This is a genomic window from Buchnera aphidicola BCc (genome assembly GCF_000090965.1).
GTDB lineage: Bacteria > Pseudomonadota > Gammaproteobacteria > Enterobacterales > Enterobacteriaceae > Buchnera_F > Buchnera_F aphidicola_F.
The window spans coordinates 78743-103898 of record NC_008513.1 but is presented as its reverse complement, the minus strand read 5'-3'; the positions used below and the strand labels follow the sequence as shown (position 1 = coordinate 103898).

At 19.1% G+C, this 25156-nt stretch carries 20 protein-coding genes and 1 tRNA gene; 8 read left to right on the top strand and 13 right to left on the bottom strand.

From position 1 onward, the window contains the following. Positions 1-30 precede the first annotated feature (30 nt). The 3 genes from dapB (at position 31) to carB (ending at position 5262) form a co-directional block, all read left to right on the top strand. Complete coding sequence (gene dapB, locus BCC_RS00510) at positions 31-852, top strand: 4-hydroxy-tetrahydrodipicolinate reductase (RefSeq protein ID WP_011672488.1); 822 nt, start codon at positions 31-33, stop codon at positions 850-852. Between the two features lie 82 nt (positions 853-934). Then, positions 935-2065 (top strand): glutamine-hydrolyzing carbamoyl-phosphate synthase small subunit, encoded by a 1131-nt coding sequence (gene carA / locus BCC_RS00505; protein WP_011672487.1) that lies wholly within the window; start codon positions 935-937, stop codon positions 2063-2065. Next, on the top strand, positions 2044-5262 hold the full coding sequence (gene carB, locus BCC_RS00500) for a carbamoyl-phosphate synthase large subunit (protein ID WP_011672486.1): 3219 nt from the start codon (positions 2044-2046) through the stop codon (positions 5260-5262). The genes carA and carB overlap by 22 nt, the downstream gene beginning before the upstream one ends. A 121-nt stretch (positions 5263-5383) precedes the next feature. On the opposite strand, the gene rsmA is transcribed toward carB, so the two are convergent. The 3 genes from rsmA to nfo all read right to left on the bottom strand — a co-directional run bounded on the left by rsmA (position 5384) and on the right by nfo (position 7994). Then, positions 5384-6211, bottom strand: a complete 828-nt coding sequence (rsmA, locus tag BCC_RS00495; protein WP_011672485.1) for a 16S rRNA (adenine(1518)-N(6)/adenine(1519)-N(6))-dimethyltransferase RsmA — start codon at positions 6209-6211, stop codon at positions 5384-5386. A gap of 498 nt (positions 6212-6709) precedes the next feature. Next, positions 6710-7006 (bottom strand): 50S ribosomal protein L25, encoded by a 297-nt coding sequence (gene rplY, locus BCC_RS00490; RefSeq protein ID WP_011672484.1) that lies wholly within the window; start codon positions 7004-7006, stop codon positions 6710-6712. 118 nt (positions 7007-7124) lie between these two features. Further along, positions 7125-7994, bottom strand: coding sequence for a deoxyribonuclease IV (gene nfo / locus BCC_RS00485; RefSeq protein WP_041749155.1), 870 nt, complete (start codon positions 7992-7994; stop codon positions 7125-7127). Between the two features lie 196 nt (positions 7995-8190). Between nfo and BCC_RS00480 the strand changes: the two genes are divergently transcribed. Further along, positions 8191-9072 carry a glycine--tRNA ligase subunit alpha gene (locus BCC_RS00480; protein WP_011672482.1) on the top strand — a complete coding sequence of 294 codons (882 nt, stop codon included), beginning with the start codon at positions 8191-8193 and terminating at the stop codon, positions 9070-9072. A gap of 3 nt (positions 9073-9075) precedes the next feature. Next, positions 9076-11016, top strand: coding sequence for a glycine--tRNA ligase subunit beta (gene glyS, locus BCC_RS00475; protein WP_011672481.1), 1941 nt, complete (start codon positions 9076-9078; stop codon positions 11014-11016). A gap of 407 nt (positions 11017-11423) precedes the next feature. Here the strand turns inward: glyS and BCC_RS00470 are convergent, their stop codons facing one another. The 8 genes from BCC_RS00470 to BCC_RS00435 form a co-directional block, all read right to left on the bottom strand. Further along, positions 11424-11738 (bottom strand): integration host factor subunit alpha, encoded by a 315-nt coding sequence (locus BCC_RS00470; protein ID WP_011672480.1) that lies wholly within the window; start codon positions 11736-11738, stop codon positions 11424-11426. Between the two features lie 6 nt (positions 11739-11744). After that, complete coding sequence (gene pheT / locus BCC_RS00465) at positions 11745-14135, bottom strand: phenylalanine--tRNA ligase subunit beta (protein WP_011672479.1); 2391 nt, start codon at positions 14133-14135, stop codon at positions 11745-11747. Positions 14136-14150: 15 nt separating this feature from the next. Then, positions 14151-15152 carry a phenylalanine--tRNA ligase subunit alpha gene (pheS, locus tag BCC_RS00460; RefSeq protein WP_011672478.1) on the bottom strand — a complete coding sequence of 334 codons (1002 nt, stop codon included), beginning with the start codon at positions 15150-15152 and terminating at the stop codon, positions 14151-14153. A 110-nt stretch (positions 15153-15262) separates the two neighbouring features. Next, a complete protein-coding gene (gene rplT / locus BCC_RS00455; RefSeq protein WP_011672477.1) occupies positions 15263-15622 on the bottom strand; it encodes a 50S ribosomal protein L20 in 360 nt (119 codons plus the stop codon). A gap of 43 nt (positions 15623-15665) precedes the next feature. Next, entirely contained in the window at positions 15666-15863 is a 198-nt protein-coding gene (rpmI, locus tag BCC_RS00450) for a 50S ribosomal protein L35 (protein WP_011672476.1), read from the bottom strand. Between the two features lie 61 nt (positions 15864-15924). After that, complete coding sequence (gene infC / locus BCC_RS00445) at positions 15925-16461, bottom strand: translation initiation factor IF-3 (RefSeq protein ID WP_011672475.1); 537 nt, start codon at positions 16459-16461, stop codon at positions 15925-15927. Positions 16462-16464: 3 nt separating this feature from the next. Beyond that, the gene (thrS, locus tag BCC_RS00440; protein ID WP_011672474.1) at positions 16465-18393 is read right to left on the bottom strand and encodes a threonine--tRNA ligase; all 1929 of its coding nucleotides are present in this window, start codon (positions 18391-18393) and stop codon (positions 16465-16467) included. A 140-nt stretch (positions 18394-18533) separates the two neighbouring features. After that, a complete protein-coding gene (locus BCC_RS00435; RefSeq protein WP_011672473.1) occupies positions 18534-19586 on the bottom strand; it encodes a 3-deoxy-7-phosphoheptulonate synthase in 1053 nt (350 codons plus the stop codon). A gap of 490 nt (positions 19587-20076) precedes the next feature. On the opposite strand from BCC_RS00435, the gene BCC_RS00430 reads away from it, so the two are divergent. After that, positions 20077-20433, top strand: coding sequence for a HesB/IscA family protein (locus tag BCC_RS00430; RefSeq protein WP_011672472.1), 357 nt, complete (start codon positions 20077-20079; stop codon positions 20431-20433). A 40-nt stretch (positions 20434-20473) separates the two neighbouring features. Here BCC_RS00430 and tyrS read toward each other — a convergent pair whose 3' ends face one another. Continuing rightward, positions 20474-21760, bottom strand: a complete 1287-nt coding sequence (gene tyrS, locus BCC_RS00425; protein WP_011672471.1) for a tyrosine--tRNA ligase — start codon at positions 21758-21760, stop codon at positions 20474-20476. Between the two features lie 160 nt (positions 21761-21920). On the opposite strand from tyrS, the gene BCC_RS00420 reads away from it, so the two are divergent. Together BCC_RS00420 and tilS are read left to right on the top strand one after the other, a co-directional pair. Then, positions 21921-21993 (top strand) — tRNA-Val (locus BCC_RS00420). A gap of 25 nt (positions 21994-22018) precedes the next feature. Next, complete coding sequence (gene tilS / locus BCC_RS00415) at positions 22019-23326, top strand: tRNA lysidine(34) synthetase TilS (RefSeq protein WP_011672470.1); 1308 nt, start codon at positions 22019-22021, stop codon at positions 23324-23326. Here tilS and metG read toward each other — a convergent pair whose 3' ends face one another. After that, positions 23327-24970 carry a methionine--tRNA ligase gene (gene metG / locus BCC_RS00410; RefSeq protein ID WP_011672469.1) on the bottom strand — a complete coding sequence of 548 codons (1644 nt, stop codon included), beginning with the start codon at positions 24968-24970 and terminating at the stop codon, positions 23327-23329. It abuts the gene before it with no gap. Positions 24971-25156: the final 186 nt, after the last annotated feature.

Below are 25156 nucleotides of genomic sequence, written 5' to 3'. Positions count from 1 at the left end.
ATATTAAAATTATTTGAGAAAATATATTCTATGAAAAATAAAACTAAAATTATAATATCAGGTGCTTTAGGCAGAATGGGAAAAATACTAATAAAAGAAACAAAAAAAAATAAATTAATTAAATTAGTATATGCATTAATTAATAATAATATAGATATTAAAAATCATAATCAATTTTATAAAGTTAAAGAAAAAAAAAAATTTATAACACTAAATAATCTTAAAAAAAAAAAAAAAATATTAAAATTTGATACTATAATTGATTTTAGTTCACCTAAATATTCTATAAAAATAATAAAATATTGTTTAAAAAACAATAAAAAAATAGTATTAGGAACTACAGGTTTTAATACCGAACAAATTAAAATAATAAATAATGCTTCTAAAAAAATACCAATTATATATTCACCTAATTTCAGCATAGGAATTAATATTATCTATAAAATACTAAAAAATATTTCAAAAATTTTAGGAAAAAATTCGGATATTGAAATTATTGAATCTCATCATAGAAATAAAATAGATGCTCCTTCAGGAACAGCTTTACAATTAGGAAAAATAATTTCTAAATCCATGAAATGGAATTTTAAAAAATCAGCTATTTTTTCAAGGTATGGAAATATTGGAATAAGAAAAAAAAAAAGAATTGGATTTTCAACTATTCGAGAAGGTAATACTATAGGCGAACACACAGTTCTTTTCTCTAATAAATATGAAAAAATTTCAATATTTCATAAAGCTATACATCGTTCTGTATTTGCTAAAGGAGCTTTAAAAGCAGCAATTTGGATATCAAGAAAAAAAAATGGTTTATATAATATGTCAGATATGCTAAAAAAAATTAAAATATAAAAAAGAATACATATTCTATATTATAAAATAATATACATTCTTAATATTAATAATTTTTTATAAAATAAATTAGGAAAAAATTTTGACAAAATTAGCGAATTTAATTTTAGAAAATGGTACTATTTTCTCAGGTATTAATGTTGGAATTGAAGGAGAAATAGTTGGAGAAATTGTATTTAATACAGCTATAACCGGATATCAAGAAATATTAACTGATCCATCATATTTAGGACAAATTATCGTATTTACATATCCACATATAGGAAATGTTGGTACTAATACACAAGACGAGGAATCCAAAAAAATTCATGCTAATGGAATTATTATGAGATCTATATCAAAAATAGATAGTAATTTTCGCAGTACAAAGAATATACTTCAATATATTAAAAAAAATAAAATTATTGCTATATCTGATATTGATACTAGAAAATTAACACATATCATCCGAAATAATGGATCACAGTATGGATGTATTCAATCTGGAAAATATATTAATATTAGATATGCTTTTAAAAAAATCAAAAAATATAAAAAAAAAAGCAAAGAAAAAAAAATAAAATATCTAACAACAAAAAAAATAAAAATATGGAATAATAAAAATTATTTTTCAAAAAAAAAAACTTTTCATGTTGTTGTATATAACTTTGGTGTAAAAAAAAGTATATTAAAAATATTAGATAAAATGGGATGTAAAATTACTCTAGTATCATATAACATTAATATAAAAAAAATTATATCATTAAATCCTTCTGGAATTCTATTATCCAACGGACCAGGCGATCCCCGATCATACATTGTAGCTATTAAAAACGTTAAAAAATTATTAAATTTTTCTATTCCTATATTTGGAATTTGTTTAGGACATCAAATTTTAGCTTTATCATTAGGATCTAAAATAATAAAAATGAAATTTGGACATCACGGGTCTAATCATCCAGTACAAAATATATTAACAAAACGTGTATTTATTACTTCTCAAAATCATAATTTTACTATAGATCCTAAAACTATAAAAAAAAATATGTCAGTAACACATATATCTTTATTTGATAAAACTATTCAAGGAATTTCATTAAAAAATCACTTATCTTTTAGTTTCCAAGGACATCCAGAATCAAATCCTGGAACTCATGATATTAAAAAATTATTTAATAAATTTATTAAAAATATGAAATATAAGGAAAAAAAATGCCAAAAAGAGAAGATATAAAAAAAATATTAATAATTGGTGCTGGCCCAATAATCATTGGACAAGCATGTGAATTTGATTATTCAGGAGCTCAAGCTTGTAAAGCTTTAAAAGAAGAAGGTTATCAAGTAATATTAATAAATTCGAATCCGGCTACAATTATGACGGATCCAGAAATAGCTGATTTTACTTATATTGAACCTATTAATACAAAAATAATTTTAAAAATTATTAAAAAAGAAAAACCAAATGCTATATTACCTACTATGGGAGGGCAAACAGCTTTAAATTGTACATTACAATTATACAAGAAAGGTATTTTAGATAAATATAATATTGAAATAATAGGAACTACTATAAAGTGTATTAAAAAAGCTGAAAATAGATCTTTATTTGAAAAATCTATGAAAAAAATAAAATTAAAAACAGCAAAATGTGGTATAGCGCATAATATAGAAGAAGCTAATTCAATTATTAAATCTATTGGTTTTCCATGTATTGTTAGACCTTCTTTTACTATGGGAGGAAGTGGAGGGGGAATCGCATATAATAAAGAAGATTTTCAAAATATTTGTATATTAGGATTAGAATCTTCACCTATATCAGAATTATTAATTGATGAATCATTAATTGGATGGAAAGAATATGAATTAGAAGTTATTACAGACCAATCAGGAAATTTTATTGTTGTATGTACAATTGAAAACATAGATCCTATGGGAATACATACTGGAGATTCAATTACTGTAGCTCCCGCACAAACTCTAAGTGATAAAGAGTATCAAAAAATGCGTAATGCTGCAATAAATATTTTAAAAGAAATTGGTGTAACTAATGGAGGATCAAATGTACAATTTGCAATAAATCCTAAAAATGGAAAAATGATAGTTATAGAAATGAATCCTAGAGTATCACGTTCATCTGCATTAGCCTCTAAAGCTACAGGTTTTCCTATTGCAAAAATTTCTACAAAATTATCAATAGGGTATACACTAGATGAATTAACAAATAATATTACAGGAAAAAATACTCCTGCGGCATTTGAACCTTCAATTGATTATATAGTTACCAAAATTCCTAGATTTGATTTTAAAAAATTTCCAGGATGTAATGATAGATTGACTACACAAATGAAATCAGTAGGAGAAGTAATGTCAATCGGAAGAACTTTTCAAGAATCATTACAAAAAGCTATAAGAAGTTTAGAAATAGGATCTACAGGATTTGATATTTTAGAAAAAAAAAATAATAAAAACAACAAAATATTTCAAGAAAAAAAAATAAAATATGAGCTTAAAGAAGCTGGACCTAACAGATTATGGTATATTGGAGAAGCATTTCGATTACATTTTTCTATGAAAAAAATTCAAAAATATACTAATATTGATTATTGGTTTTTATTTCATATACAAGAATTAATTTCTATAGAAGAAAAAATTAAAAAAAAAAAAATATCTAATTTAGATTTTATACAATTTAAAAAATTAAAATCTAAAGGGTTTTCAGATTTAAGAATTGCTCAATTATTAAAAACTAAAGAAGAAAAAATAAGAAAAAAAAGATATCAATTAAATTTACACCCAGTATATAAAAGAATTGATACATGCTCTGCAGAATTTTCTACAAAAACAGCATATATGTATTCTACTTGGGAAGATGAATGTGAATCAATTCCTACAAAAAACAAAAAAAAAATAATTATTTTAGGTAGTGGGCCGAATAGAATTGGACAAGGTATTGAATTTGATTATTGTTGTGTTCATGCTTCTCAAATATCAAAAAAGGATAAATATGAAACAATAATGATCAATTGTAATCCAGAAACAGTTTCAACAGATTACGATATTTCCGATAGATTATATTTTGAACCTATTTCTTTAGAAGAAATATTAGAAATTGTACGAATAGAAAAACCATTAGGAATTGTAATTCAATTTGGAGGTCAAACACCACTAAAATTAGCTAAATATTTTAAAAAAGAAGGTATTAAAATTTTAGGAACTCAACCAAAATTTATTGATCAAGCTGAAAATAGAAAGAAATTTCAAAAAATTATTCATAAATTAAAAATTAAACAACCAAAAAATGATATAGCAACTAATATTAAAGAAGCTTTAATAAAATCAAACTATATAGGATACCCAATAATTGTTCGTCCATCCTATGTATTAGGCGGACGTGAAATGAAGATTATAAAAAATGATAAAGAATTAATTAAATATTTTTTAAATCTTAATATACAATCAAAAAAAAAAACAATACTTATAGATCAATATTTAGATAATGCAACAGAAATAGACGTAGATGCTGTATGTGATTTAAAAAATGTCTTTATTGGCGGAATCATGGAACATGTTGAGCCAGCTGGAATTCATTCTGGAGATTCTGCATGCACTTTACCGGTATACACAGTTAGTCAACAATTACTAAAAAAAATTAAAAAACAAACAAAAATTTTATCAATTAAATTAAATGTACAAGGTTTAATAAATATTCAATTTGCTATTAAAAATAAAAAATTATATATTTTAGAAGCAAATCCTAGAGCATCTCGAACTATACCATTCATTTCTAAAGCTATTCAAGTACCATTAGCTAAAGTAGCTATGAGAGTAATTTATGGAAAAAACTTATCTGAACAAAATTATATAAAAACTATTACACCAAAACATTTTTTCGTAAAAGAAGTCGTGCTACCATTTAATAAATTTCCTGAAATTAATCCTTTTTTAGGACCAGAAATGCAATCTACTGGTGAAGTTATGGGAATTGGAAAAAATTTTTCTTTAGCATTTTATAAAGCAATGTTAGGAATATCTATTAATATTAAAAAATATGGAACTGTGTTATTATCTGTGCAAAAAAATGATAAAAATTCTGTTATTAATCTTGCTATACAATTAAAAAAATTATATTTTAATATTGATGCAACTTTAGGTACATATTTAAAATTAAAATCTATAGGAATAAAAACAACATTAGTAAACAAAATTAATGAAGGAAAACCAAATATAATTGATAATATAAAAAATAAAAAATATACTTATATAATTAATACATCAGAAAATAATAATCCCAATCAAGATACTCATAAAATACGAAAAAATGCGTTAAAATATAAAATACATTATGATTCTACATTAAATGGAGCATTTGCTACAATTAATGCTTATAAAAATGTAAATAAATATCCAATACTGTGTTTACAAGAAATGTAAAAAGAAAAAGAAAACAACGAAAACATATTTCGCATATAAAAATATTATAATAACAAGGAAGTTTAAATATACTACATATACATTAGTTAATTAATTTAAAAATATATCATAATTATTTTGATTAATCTAAACATAAAATTTTTCTTTTCAAATAATATTTCATTAATTTACAATATTGAATTAAAGAAACATTTTCTGCTCTTGAATATGGATCAATATCTAAAGAAATTAATTCTTTTGTAGAAAATAAAGATATTAAATTATTATTTAAAAATTTTCTTCTATGTTGAAAAGAAAATCTAGTAATTAATTCTAAAACAGAAAAATGTTTATCTATTTTATATTTACTATTAAAATATTTAGGAGTAAATCGTAAAAAAGTAGAATCTACTTTAGGAGTAGGAAAAAAATTAAATTTATTAACATTAATAACAGTTTCTATCTTATAAAAATATTGTGCAATAATACTTAATCTACCATATTCTTTAGTACCAGGAGTAGCTAATAATCTCTTTGCTACTTCTTTTTGAAACATAAAATGCATATCAATTATATTATAAAGAAATTTAATTGTTTTTAAAAAAAATATAGTAGCAATATTATATGGTAAATTACCAATAAACCTATATTTTTTATATTTCTGTAAAGAAAAAAAACAACAAAAATCAAATTTTATAATATCAGCAATTATAATTTGTAATTTTTTAATAAATAAACTTTGAGTTAAAAAAAACACAAGATCTTCATCAATTTCTAATACTATCATTTTTTTAATGATTCTACAAATAGGAAAAGTTAACGCTCCTAATCCTGATCCTATTTCAATAATATTATCATTTTTATTAATATTTATTAAATTAATTATCTGATTAATAATTTCTTTATTCTGTAAAAAATTTTGTCCTAATTTTTTAATTGGAACATGATTTTTATATATTAATGATCTCATAAAATTATTTTAAATATTTATTTTTTTAAAAAAAAAAACTATATAAAAAATTTGTTTTTAAAAATATGTATATTTCTAATTTTAAAAATTTTAAATATAATTTTAATAATTTATTTAATAAAAGAATTATATACTAAATATTTAAAAATAAAATTAATTTTTATAAAAAAATATATTTTTAAAAAAATAATCAAAAAAAAAATTTATTTTTAATTTTTAAATTAATTAAATTCAATTTATACATATAATAGAAAATATATTAAATATTTATACTATAAAAAATCATTTTTATTCGTTATAATTTTACTACTAAAATCATTACTTTTTATTAATGATTCTAATAGTAATATTTCGTATAATATTTTATATTTAAGTAATTCATTAAAAATAATATTAAAAATATTTAAAAATTTTATTTATTAATAAACTTTATACTAAAAAATATATTTTTAAAAAAATTATTAAAATATATATTTATATATATTTTATATATTTAAATTATTTAATACATAAAAAATCTATATGCAATATAATTGGTTTAAAAACATGAAATTGAATATCTTGTAATATAGAAAAAAAACTTTTATTTTTTAATTTAATTAAAAAATTATTTGAAAAAAAATTTTTTTCTTTTTGCAAATTAAATATTATATTATGATCTAATAAAATAAATAATTCCTTTTCTAAAAATTTTTTTCCATAAATAATCGCAGGTATTTTTTTATCAAAATTTCTAAAATAACGACTATTATTAGTTCCTAATTTATTGCGATAAATAGCTTGTAATTTTATCATATTTATATACACCTTAAAAAAATTTGTTTTTATCAAAAATTTCTATAAATATTAAATGATATATTTAAAATATTAAAATTTTAAAAATGTTCTTAATATTTTATATATAAATTAGAATTTAGAAATTTAAAATACTAATTTTGGGTAATAATGATTGTTTTTTTAACCATTGAATTTCTTTTTTCCAAATACTTGCGTCTTTTGTTTCTAAAATTATAGGAATATTGTTAAACTCAATTACTCGTACAATTTTTGAGAAAACACTTGTTTTAATATTTCCATAACCTAAATTTTCATGTCGATCTAATTTACTATTAAATTTTCCTTTAGAATCATTTAAATGAATTCCACGTAAATATTTCAATCCTATTAATTCATGAAATCTATAAAAAATATTTAAAAAACTATTTTTATTATTTAATTGATATCCAGAAGCAAATAAATGACATGTATCAAGACATACTCCAATTCTTGATTTGTTTCGAACTTTATTGATAATAAAAGCTAAATGTTCAAAACAATACCCCATATTTCCACCTTGACCGGATGTATTTTCTAAAACAATAATAATATTATTAGTTTTTTTTAATATATAATTAATAGAATTCGAAATATTTTCTAAACATTTTTTTTCTGTTATTTTTTTTAAAGAACTCCCCGGATGAATATTTATCATCACTAAACCTAATAAATTACAAAAATTTATTTCTTCAATTAAAGTTTTACATGATTTTTTTTTTTTTTCTTTATCTGGATGTCCTAAATTAATTAAATAACTACTATGAGGCAATATTTGTAATGTTGAATAATTATATTTATTACAAAACTTACGAAAACTCTTAATTGTACTTTGTTGTAATGGCAAAGTATTCCATCTCAAAGGATTTTTTACAAAAAAAGAAAAAGCTGTAGCATTTAATTTATTAGCTTGTAAAACAGATTTTTCTAATCCTCCAGATGTATTACAGTGAACTCCTATATACTTTATCAAAATTTCATTGTCCTCTTTTTAATACATATATTATAATAATAAAAAATAAATATAGTATACATAAATTAATTTTAATATAATTAAAAAATATAAATATTCCAAAATTTTAAAAAAAAATTATATTAATTTAATAATATTAAAATTTTAATTTTTTTTAAAAAATACTTTAAATATACCTATTAAAAGAAGAAAAATGAAAAAATTTAAATATTCATTTTATGAAATAATTCAAAAACTACAAAATTTTTGGTATAAAAAAAAATGTACAATTATGCAACCATTAGATATATCTATAGGTGCTGGAACATTTCATCATCATACATTCTTTAATATTCTAAAAAGAGAACCGATACATATCGCGTATGTACAACCATCAAGAAGACCATCCGATGGAAGATATACAAAAAATCCAAATAGATTACAACATTATTATCAATTTCAAGTAATTATTAAACCAATTCCTAAAAACGTACAAAAATTGTTTTTATCATCTCTAAAAAATATAGGAATAGATATATACAATAATGATATTAGATTTTTAGAAGACAATTGGGAAAATCCTACTATAGGAGCTTCTGGTTTAGGATGGGAAATTTGGTTAAATGGTGTAGAAATTACTCAAATTACATATTTTCAACAAATGGGAGGTATTAATAATATACAACCAGCAATTGAAATTACTTACGGATTAGAAAGAATTGCTATGCATATACAAAATATAAATAATATTTATAATATTATTTGGAATAAAAAATCAGAAAAAAAAATTCAATATTCTGATATATTTTTGTTACATGAAAAAGAAAATTCATTATACAATTTTGAACATTCAAATATTATTTTTTTATTAAAATTATTTAAAATGCATATAGAAGAAGCAAAAAGACTTATAAATTTATCTAAATCTTTATCTATACCGGCATATGAACAAATGTTATATTCAATTCATTATTTTAATTTACTAGACTGTAAAAAAACGTTATCTACTACTGAACGAACAAATTATATTCTATGTATACGGAAAATAATCAAAAAAATTGCTGAAAAATATATTAATATAAACGTTAAAGAGTAAAAAATGAATCAAAAAATATTATTAATCGAAATACAAACAGAAGATTTACCTAGTAAAGAATTAAAAAACATAGCAAATTTTTTTTATTATATTTTTAAAAAAAAAATCAAAGAAAATAAAATTCAATACAAAAAAATTTCTTTATTTTTTACCTCTAAAAAATTAGTATTAAAGGTCTTTTCTTTAAAAAACATAAAAAAAAAAAAAAATCATCTAATTTATATACATAAAAAAAAAACTATTTCTTTAAAAGAAAAAATAAAAAAAATAGTATTTGAAACAATTAAAAAAATACCATTAAAAAGATCTATGTTGTGGGATGAAAAATCTATTCGATTTTCTAGACCCATACGTAATATAATGATTTTACTAAACAAAAAAATCATTAAAGCTAAAATTGAAGGAATTACTTCTAATAGTATTTCTTATGGACATTTTTTAATGTCTCCTAAAAAAATTATTTTTCATCATGCAAATCAATATACAAAAAAATTTTTTAAGAAAAAAAAAATTATATTAGATTATCAAGAAAGAAAAAAAAAAATAATAAAACAAATAAAAAATCTAACAAAAAAACATAATAAAAAAATTTATATAAATAAAAATTTGTTAAAAGAAATAAGTGTATCAATCGAATGGCCTATTGCTCATATAGGAAAATTTAAAAAAAAATATTTAAATATACCTCAGGAAATATTAATATATATTATTGAAAATAATCAAAAATATTTTTCTATCTTTAATACTAAGAAGAATACAATTACAAATTACTTTATTTTTATTAGTAACATTGAAACCCCAAATTTTAAAAAAATTATTCAAGAAAATGAACAAGTATTATCTTCTAAACTAAAAAATATAAATTTTTTTTTAAAAAAGGATTTACTTATAAAGTTTTCTAACAGATTAGATTTATTAAAAAATATTTCTTTTCAAAAAAAACTAGGATCTATGTACGAAAAAACAATACGAATAAAAAAAATCAGTCAATATATTTCAAAAATTCTAAAAGTAAAAAAAAAATCAATTAAACGTGCTGCTATTTTATCAAAATGTGATTTAACAACAAATATAATACGAAGTACAACGCTTCAAGGTATTATTGGTATGTATTATGCTTTATATAATCATGAAGATAGAGAAATAGCTTTAGCTATAAAAGAACATTATTTACCTAATTTTTCTCAATCTAATTTACCTACTCAATTAATATCTTGTATATTAAGTATTTCTGATAAAATCGATACTATAACTGGAATTTTTAGTATTAGTAAAGTACCTAAAAATAATAAAGATCCATTTGCATTACGTAGATCTACTATAGGTATTATTAAAATAATTATTAAAAAAAAAATATATATTGATATTATTAAATTAATTAAATATTCAATAAATTTATATACACATATAAAAAATAAAATATTAATTCAAAAATTAATTTTAAATTTTATATATTCAAAATTTCAATCATTATATTTAAAAAAAAAATATAATAAAAAAATTATTTCTTCTGTTCTTTCACTGAAATTAAATGATTTATTAGATATTAATAATCGCATACACGCATTATATAATTTTCAAAAAATTAATAATATGAAAAATATACTTAATATTTATAAAAGAATAACGAATATATTAAAACAAAAAAAAGAAAAAAAAACAAAAATAAACATTTTTTATTCAAATCCTATATATAAATTTTCAATATATGAAAAAAAAATAATTATATTAATAAAATCTATTATAGAAAATAATATAAAAAAAGAAAAAAATGATTATTTTAATTTATTGAAAAAAATTGAAGAATTATGTACACCAATAAAAGAATTTTTCCAAAATATATTAATAAATGATAAAAATACTGAAAAACGTTTGTATCGTATATCTATATTACAAGAAATCAAAAAAATATTTTTATATATAACAAACTTTTCTTATTTATAAATTAATAAAATAAATATTATAAATACTTTTATTTTTAAATAATTTTAAATATTTTTAATTAAATTAAATATTTTCTATAAATATTAAAATCTTTATAAAATTAAATATAATTGATATTATACTGTATTTATAATTTTCTACGATATAAAAAATAAAATTTATAAAATTAATAAAATTAATAAAAAATTATTTTTTATTCCATATCAAATTATTTCATGAAATAAAATTTAATATTTATATAAAAATATTATTTTTATAATCAAATTTTATATATCGTTTAATAAAAATACAGTATAAATATGAATTACATAATTAATATTATTTAATAACTAAAATATTTAAAAATCTTTTCTTAAAAAAATGTTTCTTTATTTTTAAAAAAATATTTATTCTTATTTTTAAATAGATTAAACAATATCTTTTTCTTTTTTAATATCTTTAAAAGATTCTACCCTACTTCTTAATTTTTGACCTGGTTTAAAAACAACTACTCTACGTGCAGAAATAGGAATATATTCTCCAGTTTTAGGATTTCTACCTGGTCTTTGTTTTTTATCTCGTAGATAAAAATTTCCAAAACCTGATAATTTAACAGATTCTCCTAATTCTAATGATTTTCGAACTTCTTCAAAAAAAATTTCTACTAAATCTTTAATATTTTGTTTGCTTAATTCTAATTTATGAAATAAATAATCTGAAATTTCAGCTTTAGTTAATACCATAGTAATTTACTCTCTTAAAATAGCTCCAAATTTATCTTTTAATGCAGAAATACATTGAAGAATATTTATATTAATATCAGATTCTTTTAACATAGATTGTAAACTATTAAAAAGAAAACAAATTGATATGCTTTTTTTTCCAGATGGAACATTAGATCCTGTATAAATATCATATACATATATTTCAGAATTTTTAATATAAATATTTTTATTACATAAATCAATTATGTCTTTAACAATAATTTTATCAGAAATAATAATAGAAATATCTCTTTTACTAATTGGAAGAGTAGATATAGATTTAATTTTTTTAATTTGATGACTACAAATTTTTTTCCATTTAATTTCAAATAAAATAACTGAATTTTTTAAATTAAATAAACGATGCAATGAACTATCTAAAAAACCAATTAATTCACCGTGTAAATAAATTCCTGCACTTTTTCCTAAACATAATCCTAAAAATTTTTCAGAAACAAATTCAATATTATCAAATTTTCCTAAAATATTTAAAATTGATTCAACATCACCTTTTAAATCATAAAAATCAAATTTTCTTTTTCTATAATACCACTCTCTACGATTAGAAAAACCACTAATCGCTGCAGATAAATATTCATCTTGAATAATCGAAAATTTATTTTTATTTTTTAAATAAAAACACAAACCAAATTCAAAAACACGAATTGATTCATATTGACGATTTTGATGATATGAAATACATTGCAATAATCCAATCCATAGAGATGTTCTCATAATTGACATATCATTTGATATAGGATTTTGAATTTTTATAAAATGATTTTTAGATATAAAAGATCTTTGCATTTTTAAATTTACAAAACTATATGATATAATTTCATTATATCCTTGATCAATAAGAAAAAATTTAATTCTAGATAAAGACATTTCTTCAGATTTTTTATTAGAAATATTACTATTGATATGTTCTTGAGGTGGACAAGATTTAATTTTTTCGTAACCATACATTCTAATAATTTCACTAATTACATCTTCTTCAATCTGAATATCAAGACGCCAATATGGAGGAGTGACATAAAATGAATCATTATTTTCTATATATGAAAAATAACATGATTTTAAAATAGTAATTATATCTTTTTTTAAAAAAATAATTCCAGAAATTTTATTTAATTTTCTAATAGTAAAAAATATTTTATTAGTAATAATAAAATTTTTTATTAAATTATATTTTTTAATATTTGAAGATCTTCCACCACATATATTTAATATCAATTTTTGTATATATTTAAATATATTCTTTTGTATTTTAGGATAAAAATTATATTTAGAATACTCTATTTTTCTAGAAAAAAATGGAATTAATAAATTTCTTTTTTGAATAAAATTTGGACAAAAACAAATTGAACCTAAAAATAAATTTTTAGTAGTACTACTAATCCTTGAATAACAGGAATATTCCATATCTTCAAATGATAAAATATTTTTTAAATCTGTTAATATTATTGTTCCTTTTCTTAAAAAAAATTTTTTTTTATTTGTATCAAAAATATATGTTTTTTTTTTAATACTTTTAATATATAAATTTTTAGATATATGATCTAAATCAAAAACATGAAACCAATATCCAGTTTCAATAAAAATATAATTAATAATATTTTCTATGATATTATCTGTCAATAAATTTGATTGAAGTAATCTTATTTGCATTTTAAAAGGTAAAATTGAATCTAAATTTATTTTATATAATTCACAAAAAAAATATTGTATAGGAATATTTTCAATATTAATATTACAATTTATTTGTTTTTTTTTTTTATTTTGTATATTATCTATACGTATTAATTTAGGTATTTTTAATTTATTTAATATCGCTATTTCTCTTGATAAACCCCATAAAGAACGTAAATCAATACGATTAAAAGGAACAAAAAATTTCATTAAATAATCATTTTTATAAAAAAAATCATTAAAATTTAAACCTACGGTAACATATTTTGATAAAACTATTATTTTATGATTATTTTTTTGAATATCTAATAAATGATATGAACCAAAATGATGACAAAAATTATTATTTATATTATTTAATGATAAGTTTTTTATATTTTTCTTAATACAATTTTTACCTAAAATAATAGGTATTTTATTTCCTATAGATAAATATTTTTTTTTAAAATATACAACATAAATTTTTTTATTTTTATTAATAAGTATATTATATATTAAAAATTTTTTATTTAAAAAATATTTTTCTTTTGAAATAATTTGACCTATAACTACACTAGAAATAGTTTTATATTTTTTTTTAAAATATTCTACTTCACAACCAAAATTTGTTAACTGTTCACATAAATCCGGAACTGAAATAGATGGATTAATCCATTCACGTAACCATTCTTCTCCAAACTTCATTAAATATTCCTGTTGTTAAGAAAATTGTTGTAAAAATCGTATATCATTTTCAAAAAAATAACGAATGTCAGATACAGAATATTTTAACATAGCTATTCTTTCTACACCAATACCAAAAGCACATGCTGAATAGATATTACAATCAATATCAAAATTTTTAAAACATTGGAGTACCATACCACATCCTAATATTTCTATCCATTCTCCAAATTTGTTTTGAATATCCATTTCAGCAGATGGACATGTAAATGGAAAATAAGAATTTCGAAAACGTACTTTAATTTTCTTTTTAAAAATTTTTTTAATAAAATCTTTCAAAATCCATTTTAAATTTGAAAAAGAAATTAATTTATTAACTATTAAACCTTCAATCTGATGAAACATAGGAGTGTGTGTATGATCATAATCATGACGATATACTTTTCCAGGAACAATAACTTTAATAGGATAAGAAAATTTTTCTAAAACTCTAATTTGCATACTTGATGTTTGTGTACGTAATACATAATCAGGATTAAACCAAAAAGTATCATTTTTACTTCTAGATGGATGATTAATTGGAACATTTAAAGAATCAAAATTATAATATATATGTTCTAATTCAGGACCGTAAAAAATTTCAAAACCATAATGATAAAAAATTTTTTTTATTTCATTAATAACTATAGTAATAGGATGTAAACTACCTATTTTAGTCTTTCTACCAGATAATGAAAAATCTAAAAAAACTTTTTTTTTTTTAAGATTTTGTGAATTATTATATATTTGTTTTTTTTTCTCTAAAATAATATTATTAATCTTTTTTTTAAAATCATTTAAAATAATACTATATTTTTTACGTTTAATAATATCAAATTTTTTTATTTTTTTAAAATAAAAAGATAAAACACTTTTTTTACCTAAAAATTTAGAACAAAAATTATTTAATAATATTATACTATTAACTTTTTTAATCTCTTTTTTAAAAGAGACAAAAATGTTTTTAAAAACAATGAATATTTCTTTTTTTTTTTTCACGAATTTACCAATATTTATGTATAAAAATAAAAATATATTTTAATTTTAAAAAATTAAAAGGGGAGATTGGTTACTCCCACTAATAAAATTTATAAAATTCTTTTAATTTATTAAATAGATAAAGCATTTTTTGAATAATCTACTAATTTTTTAAAAGAAATTTTATCAAAAATAGCTATTTCAGATAAAATCTTTCGATTAATATTAATAGATGATAATTTTAATCCATATATAAATTTACTATATGATAAATTATAATTTTTAACAGCAGCATTAATTCTAATTATCCATAATTTTCGAAAATCTCTCTTTTTATTACGTCTATCTCTATAAGAATATTGCCCAGATTTAATAACTGCTTGATTTGCTACACGATATACTCTAGAACGTGCTCCATAATATCCTTTAGCTAATTTAATAACTTTTTTATGACGAGCATGTGCTATAACACCCCGTTTTACACGAGCCACAAAAATCTCCTATAGCTGAATACAAAAATTTAAATACAAAATTTTAAAGATAAGGAAGAAATAATAATACTTTTTTATAATCAGATAAAGAGAGAATAATTTTCTTACGAAGACAACGTTTATAATTCGTATTTTTTTTTGTTAAAATATGACGTAAATTTGCTTTTTTTCTTTTAAATAATCCAGAAGCAGTTTTCTTAAATCTTTTAGAAGCACTACGTAATGTTTTAATTTTAGGCATAAATATTCCATAATATTAAAAAAATTTTTATATCAAAATATATATTAAAAAATAAATAAATTTATTTTTTTGGAGATAAAATCATTGTCATTTGACGTCCTTCAATTCTTTTTGGGAATGATTCTATTATAGCTAAATAAGATAAATCATGTTCTAGTCGATGTAACATATTTATTCCAATATTTTGATGTGCCATTTCTCTACCTCTAAATCTTAAAGTAATTTTTACTTTATTACCACATTTTAAAAAACGTATTAAATTTCTTAATTTAACTTGATAATCACCTTTATCTGTATTAGGTCTAAATTTCACTTCCTTAATTTGAATAATCTTTTGTTTTTTCTTTTGTTTTTTAAGAGCCTTACTTTTTTCATACAAAAATTTACCATAATTCATAATACGACATACAGGAGGCTTAGAATTTGGACTAATTTCAACTAAATCAAATCCACAAATTTTAGCTTCTTCTAAAGCTTTATGAATATTAATAATACCTAATTGTTCACCTTTTAAACCCATTAATCGAACTTCTGTAGAACGAATCTCATTATTAATACGATGAGAACGTAATAATTGATTTTTTTTTCTGCCTTTAATACTCTAATCCTCCATATTACAATCTTGTATACTAAAACTATTAACATTATTAATAATTTTTTTAATAAAAAAATTGATATTTTGTTTATATTGAATATTATTAAATCTATTTCTTATTGTTATGTAATTATTTTTTACTTCTTTATCTCCAATAATTATTATATATGGTACTTTTTGCTCAAGATAAAAACGAATTTTAAAACTAATACTATTATTACTAATATCAGAAATAAAACGAATATTATTTTTTAAAAATTTTTTTTCTATATTTTTTATAAAAAAAATATGTTTTTCAGAAACATTAATAATTGCAACCTGAATTGGACATAGCCATATTGGTAATTTACCATTATATTCTTCAATTAAAATTCCAATAAACCGTTCAATTGAACCTAAAAATGCTCTATGAATAATAATAGGATTTTTTTTAATATTATTTTTGTTAATATAAAAAGCATCTAACTGTTTTGATAAATAAAAATCTAATTGAATTGTACCACATTGCCATATACGCTTTAAATTATCTTCTAAAGCAATTTCAATTTTAGGACCATAAAATGCACCTTCTCCAATTTGATACTCAAAAAATAAATTATTTTTTTTTAAAACTAATTCTAAATCTTTCTCTGCTTGATCCCAAATATCATCTTTTCCAATTCTATTTTCAGGTCTAGTAGAAAATTTTATAAAAATTTTCTTAAAACCAAAAGTATGATACAAATCAAATAATAAACGTATACAATGGTTTAATTCAGATTTAATTTGTTTCTTCGTACAAAAAATATGAGCATCATCTTGTGTAAATCCTCTTACACGAAATAATCCATGTAAAGAACCTGATGTTTCTTGTCTATGACAACTTCCAAATTCAGCCATACGTATTGGTAAATCTTTATAAGATTTTAAACCATATTTAAATATTTGAACGTGTGCAGGACAATTCATAGGTTTAATACAATATTGATTATTTTCAGATTTTGTAGTAAAAATTGATTGATTATAATGTTTCCAATGACCACTTTTTTTCCATAATGATTTATCAATAATAATAGGACTTTTTACTTCAATATAATTATTTTGAAATAATTTATTACGAAGAAAATTTTCTAATTGTTTAAAAATAATATATCCATTCTTATGCCAAAAAATCATACCAGGAGATTCTTTTTGAATATGATATAAACTTAATAATTTTGAAATTTTTCGATGATCACACAATTTTAATTTTTCTTTTTTTTTCAAGAATTCTAATAATTGTTTTCTTGAAATCCAAGAAATTACATGAATTCTTTGTAACATTTTATTATTTTTATTATTATTCCAATATGCTCCAGATACATTATTTAATAAAAAATGTTTGCAAAAACTAATATTAGATAATTGCGGATGAACTGATAATTCATAATATTTCTCATGATAACAAATATTAATAATATCTGTATCAAAAAAAAATTTTTTTAAAATTTCAATTTGATAAATTTCTTTTCTTTTTTTTAAAATATCTAAAATTTTTTTTTTAGTAATTTTTTTAAAAAAAATATTATATGAACTAAAAATTTTTTTTAACATATTCTGAGAAATTTTATTAAAATCTTTTTTTGTTAATATATGTGGCATATCAAAATCACAATAAAATCCTGATTCTGTTATATTTCCTCCTGCAATTTTTATATTAGGCCAAATAATTTTTAATGTATAATTCAATAATTGCATACATGAATATCTTAACATATACAAAAAATTTTTATTATTTTCATCAATTAATTCAATAGTAGAATTATGAGAAACAAGTGTATTTAAATCAGATAATTGATTATTTATAAATCCAGCAATAAAACAAGAATTATGATTAGGATAAAAATCTTGCAAAAGTATTTTCAAAATAGTAGGTTTTGCATATATTTTTTTAATTCCATTACATAATATAATCATAGGTGTATTTAATCCCTAAAAATATTTATATTAAAAGTAATACATATAATATCTTTTATAATAAATGAAATTTATAAAAAATATTTTTTTTATAAAATTATTTATTATATAAAAAATTATTTTTTATTAAAATTAAAAAATTAAAAACGTATTTTTACAGCATTAAATAATTGTTTTAATATATCTGAGCTATCTTTTAAATTTATACAAGAATCAGTAATAGACTGACCATATATTAAATCTGTTTTATTATGTACTATCTGTGTACCTTCTTTTAAAAAACTTTCAATCATAACTCCAGAGATAGCAGTCGATCCTTCAAAAATTTGTTTACAGACAGAAGCAGCAACATCTAATTGTTTTTTATGATTTTTAAAAGAATTAGAATGACTAAAATCAATAATTAAATGTTCTGGAAGATTAAAAATCTTTAATTTTTTTATTACATCATCAATATCTTTTTTATAATAGTTTGGTAATTTTCCTCCCCGCATAATAATATGTGCACATGAATTTCCTAAAGTATGATTAATTATAACTTTTCCAAATTTATCAGACGATAAAAATAAATGACTTGCTTGTGCTGATCGAATTGCATCAATAGCAATTAAAACATTACCATCAGTACCATTTTTAAAACCAACAGGACAAGACAAATGAGAAGCTAATTCTCTATGAATTTGACTTTCCGTAGTTCTAGCTCCTATAGCTCCCCAGCTAATTAAATCAGAAATAAAAAAACTAATTAAAGGGTCTAAAAATTCAGTTGCAGTCGGAACACCTAATTTATTAATTTTTAATAATAATTTTCTAGCCAAAGATAATCCTTTATTAATATTTAGTGTACCATCTAAATCAGGATCAGAAATTAATCCAGTCCAACCTAATACAGTACGTGGTTTTTCAAAATAAGTCCTCATGACAATTTCTAAACGAGAAGAATATTTTTTACGAAAAACTTTAATTTTTTTTGCATATTCTATAGTTGCTCTCGTATCATGAATAGAACATGGTCCAATTATTACTAATAATCTTTTATCTTTACCTAATAAAATATTTTTTATATTATTTCTTGTTAATTTAACTAAATTAGATATATTAGAATTTGAAGTATATTTTTTAAATAAAACATCTGGAGTAATTAACAAATCTTTTTGTTTTCTAAAATTTTTAAATTCATTATTTTTTTTCATTTTTCTCTCTACCAAATTTATAAAAATTAAATTATACATGAAAAATTTAAACTTATAAAAATATAAATATTATATATTTATTTACTTAATATTTTCAAAATAAGTATTAAAAAAAAAATTTAATTTAATTTAAAATAAAAAATTTCTAATTTATTTTATAAATTATAATACTTTATTTAAATCATGTAACTAATATTTAATAAAATTATTTTATAAGATATGTACTATAAAATAGTAACATATATTTATCTATTATATAAATAATTAAACAATTTTTAAAATACATTTTCTATATAAAAAACAAATAAAAAATTTTTCTATATATATTTAAATTTAATATATAAAAATTTAAAAATTAATTTTTAATAAAAAAATACTATTCTTCAAAAAATAATATTTATTTACATAAAAACAAAAAAATAATATAATTTTAATAAATAAAATTATTTATATAAATATATTTTCTTTTAATAAAAATATCTGGAATAAAATGAAAAATAAATCAAAAAAAAAAAAAATATCTATTCAAATTAAATTAACTAAAACAGCAAAAAAACAAATTATCTGGCTATTAAATAAAAACAGAAATAAAACAGGAATAAAAATAAAAATAAAAAAATCCGGATGTGCTGGATTTAAATACAAATTAAAATTATCTAACAAAATAAAAAAAAATGAATTTCTTTTAGAAATAAAAAACATAAAATTTTTTATTTCTAAATGTGATATTCCTTTAATAAATAATACTAAAATAGATTTTTTAAAAATAGGCTTAAATTATTCTTTTAAATTCATTAATTCTAATCATTCTACAATTTGTGGATGTGGTGAAAGTTTTAATATATAAAAATTACTATTTAATAACATTAAAAATATTTTATATATATTTATATTTTCCAATAAATTAAAAAATAATTTTTTTTACCTTTAGATATAAAAGTATATTTATTAAATAATAAATCTGATTTTGAAAAATTATAATCTTTTTGAGTTTGCACAATACCATTAATTTTGATAGCTCCAGAAATAATCATATTTCGTGCTTTATTTAAAGAATTTACTAATAAAGTTTTTACTAAAATATGTGGTAAATCTAAAAAACTATTACAAATTATAGAAGGAATGCCATCTTTTAATAATTGTATACAATCTTCTTCTTTAATATTTGTAATTGAACCATTTCCAAATAAAAAAAATATAATACGTTTAACAGAAATTAAAACATCTTTTCCATGTACTAATTTCGTTAAAAATTCTGCTAAAAAAATTTTTTTATTAATTATATTTTTTATAAAATTGTTATCATGAAATAAAATATTTATTTTTTTTTCATCTATAAAAGTAAACCATTGTAAAAAATTATCAATATCTTCATCTGAAATATTTACCCAAAATTGATAAAACTTAAAAGGACTTGTTTTTTTAGCATCTAACCATATAGTATCAGTTTCTGTTTTTCCAAATTTTTCTCCATTAGATTTAACTAATAAAGAGTTTGTTGCACCAAATACATCATCTTTATACAATTTTTTAATTAATCGAATACCAGATAAAATATTTCCCCATTGATCTGATCCACCAATTTGTAATTTAACTCCATATTTTTCATATAATTTTAAAAAATCATAAGCTTGTAATAAACTATAAGAAAACTCGGTAAAAGACATACCTGTTTTTTCTTTAATTAATCTTTTTTTTACAGACTCTTTATGAATCATATAATTAACAGAAAAATAAATTCCTATTTTTCTTAAAAAAGATAAAATTGAAAAATTTTTAAACCAAGAATAATTATTTAATATAATAACTTTATTATTCAAACACTCTTGATTATTAAAAAAAAATAATAATTGTTTTTCTAAACAAATTTGATTAAATCTTAATAAATCTAATGATTGTTTTTTCCTTTCATATATTTTAAAACTTGGATCACCAACTATACTAGTTGCTCCACCAATTAAAATTATCGGTGTATATCCGAAATTTTGAAAATGCTTTAAACATATAATTGGAAGTAAATGACCTATATGCAAACTATTTTCAGTTGGATCAAATCCACAATATAAAAAAACATTTTTATTTTTTAAATAATTATTTAATTCAAATTGATTAAAAATTTTTGAAAAAAAATTTTTTTTATTTAAAAAATCTAAAATATTCGTTTTATTTCTCATAATATAACCTACTTATATATAAAATTTTTAAAAATACTCAGAAAATTAGTATATTTTACCTAAAATAAAATCTTAATTTTTATATAAAAAAAGATTTTTTTAAAAAAAATATTTTATTGATAAAATTTATAAAATATTTTATATTATACTAAAATAATATACGTTCGTAACTCAATGGTTAGAGTGTTACTATGACATGGTAAAAGTTAGTGGTTCAAATCCACTCGAACGTATCAATATATCTTATATTTATACATTATGTTTATAAAAAAATTATTTAAAAAATATCCTACAAAAAAAAAATTTTTATTAGCCCTTAGTGGTGGCGTTGATTCTACTGTCTTATTCTATCAATTAATTATATGGAAAAAAAAATTTCAAGAAATAAATTTTAGAACTATACATATTAATCATCATTTACATTCACATGCAAAATTAGCTCAAAAACATTGTATAAATATTTGTAAAAAAAACAAAATTGAGATAAAAATTTTTGATATTATCATTCCAAAAAAAAACAAATATGGAATAGAAGGTTATTCTAGACTAGAAAGATTAAAAATATTTAAAAAAAATATATTACCTGAAGAAATATTATTAACAGGTCATAATATGAATGATCTGTGTGAAAATATTTTTTTATCTCTTAAACGAAAAAGTGGAATTAACGGAATATCAGGAATGAATTTTTATTCAAAATATGATAATATCAAAATTATACGACCATTAATTAATATAAAAAAAGAAAATATTTTATTTTGGGCAAAAAAAAAAAAAATCAAATGGATAGAAGATCAATCAAATAAAAATAATCAATATGATAGAAATTTTATTAGAAATAAAATTTTATCAAAAATATATCTTAAATGGCCATATTTTTTAAAAAATTCTATTAAAAGTATTAATTTATTAAAAAAAGATAAAAAAATATTAAATTATTTTTTATCAAAGTTTCTTAAAAAAAATATTTATTTAGATAAAACATTATCTTTAATAAATTTTGATAATCTAATATTAGAAGCAAAATTTTCTATTTTAAAAATGTGGTTATATAACAATAGTCAAATTATTCCTACATATTATATAATCAAAAGAATATATAATGAATTAATAGATAACGAAAACTATTTTAATAAAAAAATTCTTTTTCAAAAAAAAGAAATAAGAAGATACAAAAAAAACATTTATTATATAAATCCAGAAAAAAAAGAAAAAAAAATTGTTCTATATTGGAAAAATATTTTTCAAAAAATAAAACTGCCAAATAAATTAGGTTATTTAATTGCACATATAAAAAAAAAAAAAAAAACAAAAAAAAATATTTCTTATATACCTTTTCCTAAAAAAAACACACTTATAACAGTATGTTTTCATATAAAAAAAAAAAAAACAAAAATAAAAAAAATTTGGCAAAAATATAATATACCACCATGGTTAAGAAATAATATACCATTATTATTTTATAATAAAAAATTAATATCATGTATTGGTATATTTATAGAAAAAGAAAAAAAAAAAGAAAAAAAAAAATATATATCAATTAAATGGATAAACAAAATAAATTAATTATATTACTTTCTTTAAAAATTTATCTATATCATTAATATTAATACGTTTATAAAAACAAGAAAAATTATTCAGTTTATGATTAGTTAGTGGAATTTTAATTTTTTCCCATAATAATTTTTTATTTAAAAAAAATTCAGATTTTTTAACTAATGTAGGCATAATAGGTTTAAGAAAAGTCATTAAAATTCTAAATAAATTAATTGATAAAGAACAAATATCATGAACTTTACTTTTATAAATAATATTTTTTATTAACACCCATGGTTTTTGATCATTAAAATATTTATTAGCTTTTTGAGATAAAAATCTAATTTTTTGTATAATTAAAGAAAATTTTCTTTTTTCAAAAAAATTTTCAATATCTTTAATAGAACTAACAAATTTCTTATACAATTTTTCTTTTAACAAATTATTAGATAAAATACTAAAAAAATATTTTTTTAGAAAAAAATAACTTCGGGATGCTAAATTAATTACATTATTTACAATATCTGAATTAATTCTATATGCGTAATCATATAAATTAATTTCTATATCTTCAATATTATTTGATAATTTAGAAGCAAAATAATATCTTAAAGAATCTGAATCAAAATACGATAACCATTGATTAGCAGTTATTATTGAACCTTTAGATTTAGATAATTTTAATTTATTTAAAGTTACATATCCGTGTACAAAAATATTAGTAGGTTTTCTATATTCACATCCTTCAAGAATAGCAGGCCAAAATAAACAATGAAAATAAATAATATCTTTACCTATAAAATGAAATAATTGATATTTAGAATGTTTAGACCAAAAATCATTAAAATTTACTGTTTTATTAATATTACAAAATTCTTGAATACAACTAATATAACCAATAGGCGCATCCATCCAAACATAAAAAAATTTATCAATATATCCTGGAATCTCAAAACCAAAATAAGGTTTATCCCTTGATATATTCCAAGAACATAATTTTTTAGATAATAAATCATTTAATTTATTTAATATAGACTTTTGTGTAATACCTGAATTTATCCAAGTTTTTAAAAATTTTTTAAAATATGATAATTTAAAAAAAAGATGATTTGATTGTTTTATAATTGGTTTAGTTTTTGATAATTCAGAAATAGGATTTAATAATTCTATAGCATTATAAAAAGCTCCACAATAATCACAGTTATCACCATACTGATTATTTGATTTACATTTAGGACAAATACCTTTAATAAATCTATCAGGTAAAAACATATTTAATTTTTTATCATACAATTGAGAAATTATTTTTTCTTTAATAAATTTTTTTTTTTTTAAAATTTTAAATATATTACAACATAAATCTTTATTTACTTGACTATGTGTAGATGAATAATAATCATGAATAATAGAAAATTTTAAAAAATCACTTTTATGTTTAATACCTATATCATGAATAAGTTTTTCAGAACTAATATTCATATTTTTTGATTTTAACATAATAGCTGTTCCATGTGTATCATCAGAACAAATAAAGACTACAGAACGATGTTTCATACGATGATACCGTACCCAAATATCAGCTTGTATTTGTTCTAATAAATGTCCTAAATGTATATCACCATTTGCATATGGAAAAGCACAAGTAACTAATATTTTATCTGAAATATGATTCATATAATAACCAAAAAAAATAAATAGTTAAATTAATAAATTATATTTAAATAACCAAATTTTTATTTATGAAAACTGTAATATAAATTTTGTTATAAAAATAAAAAAATGTATTTATACAATAAAAATATATTAATTAATTTTTATATAAAAATTATAATATACTTTTATATAAATAAAAAAAATATA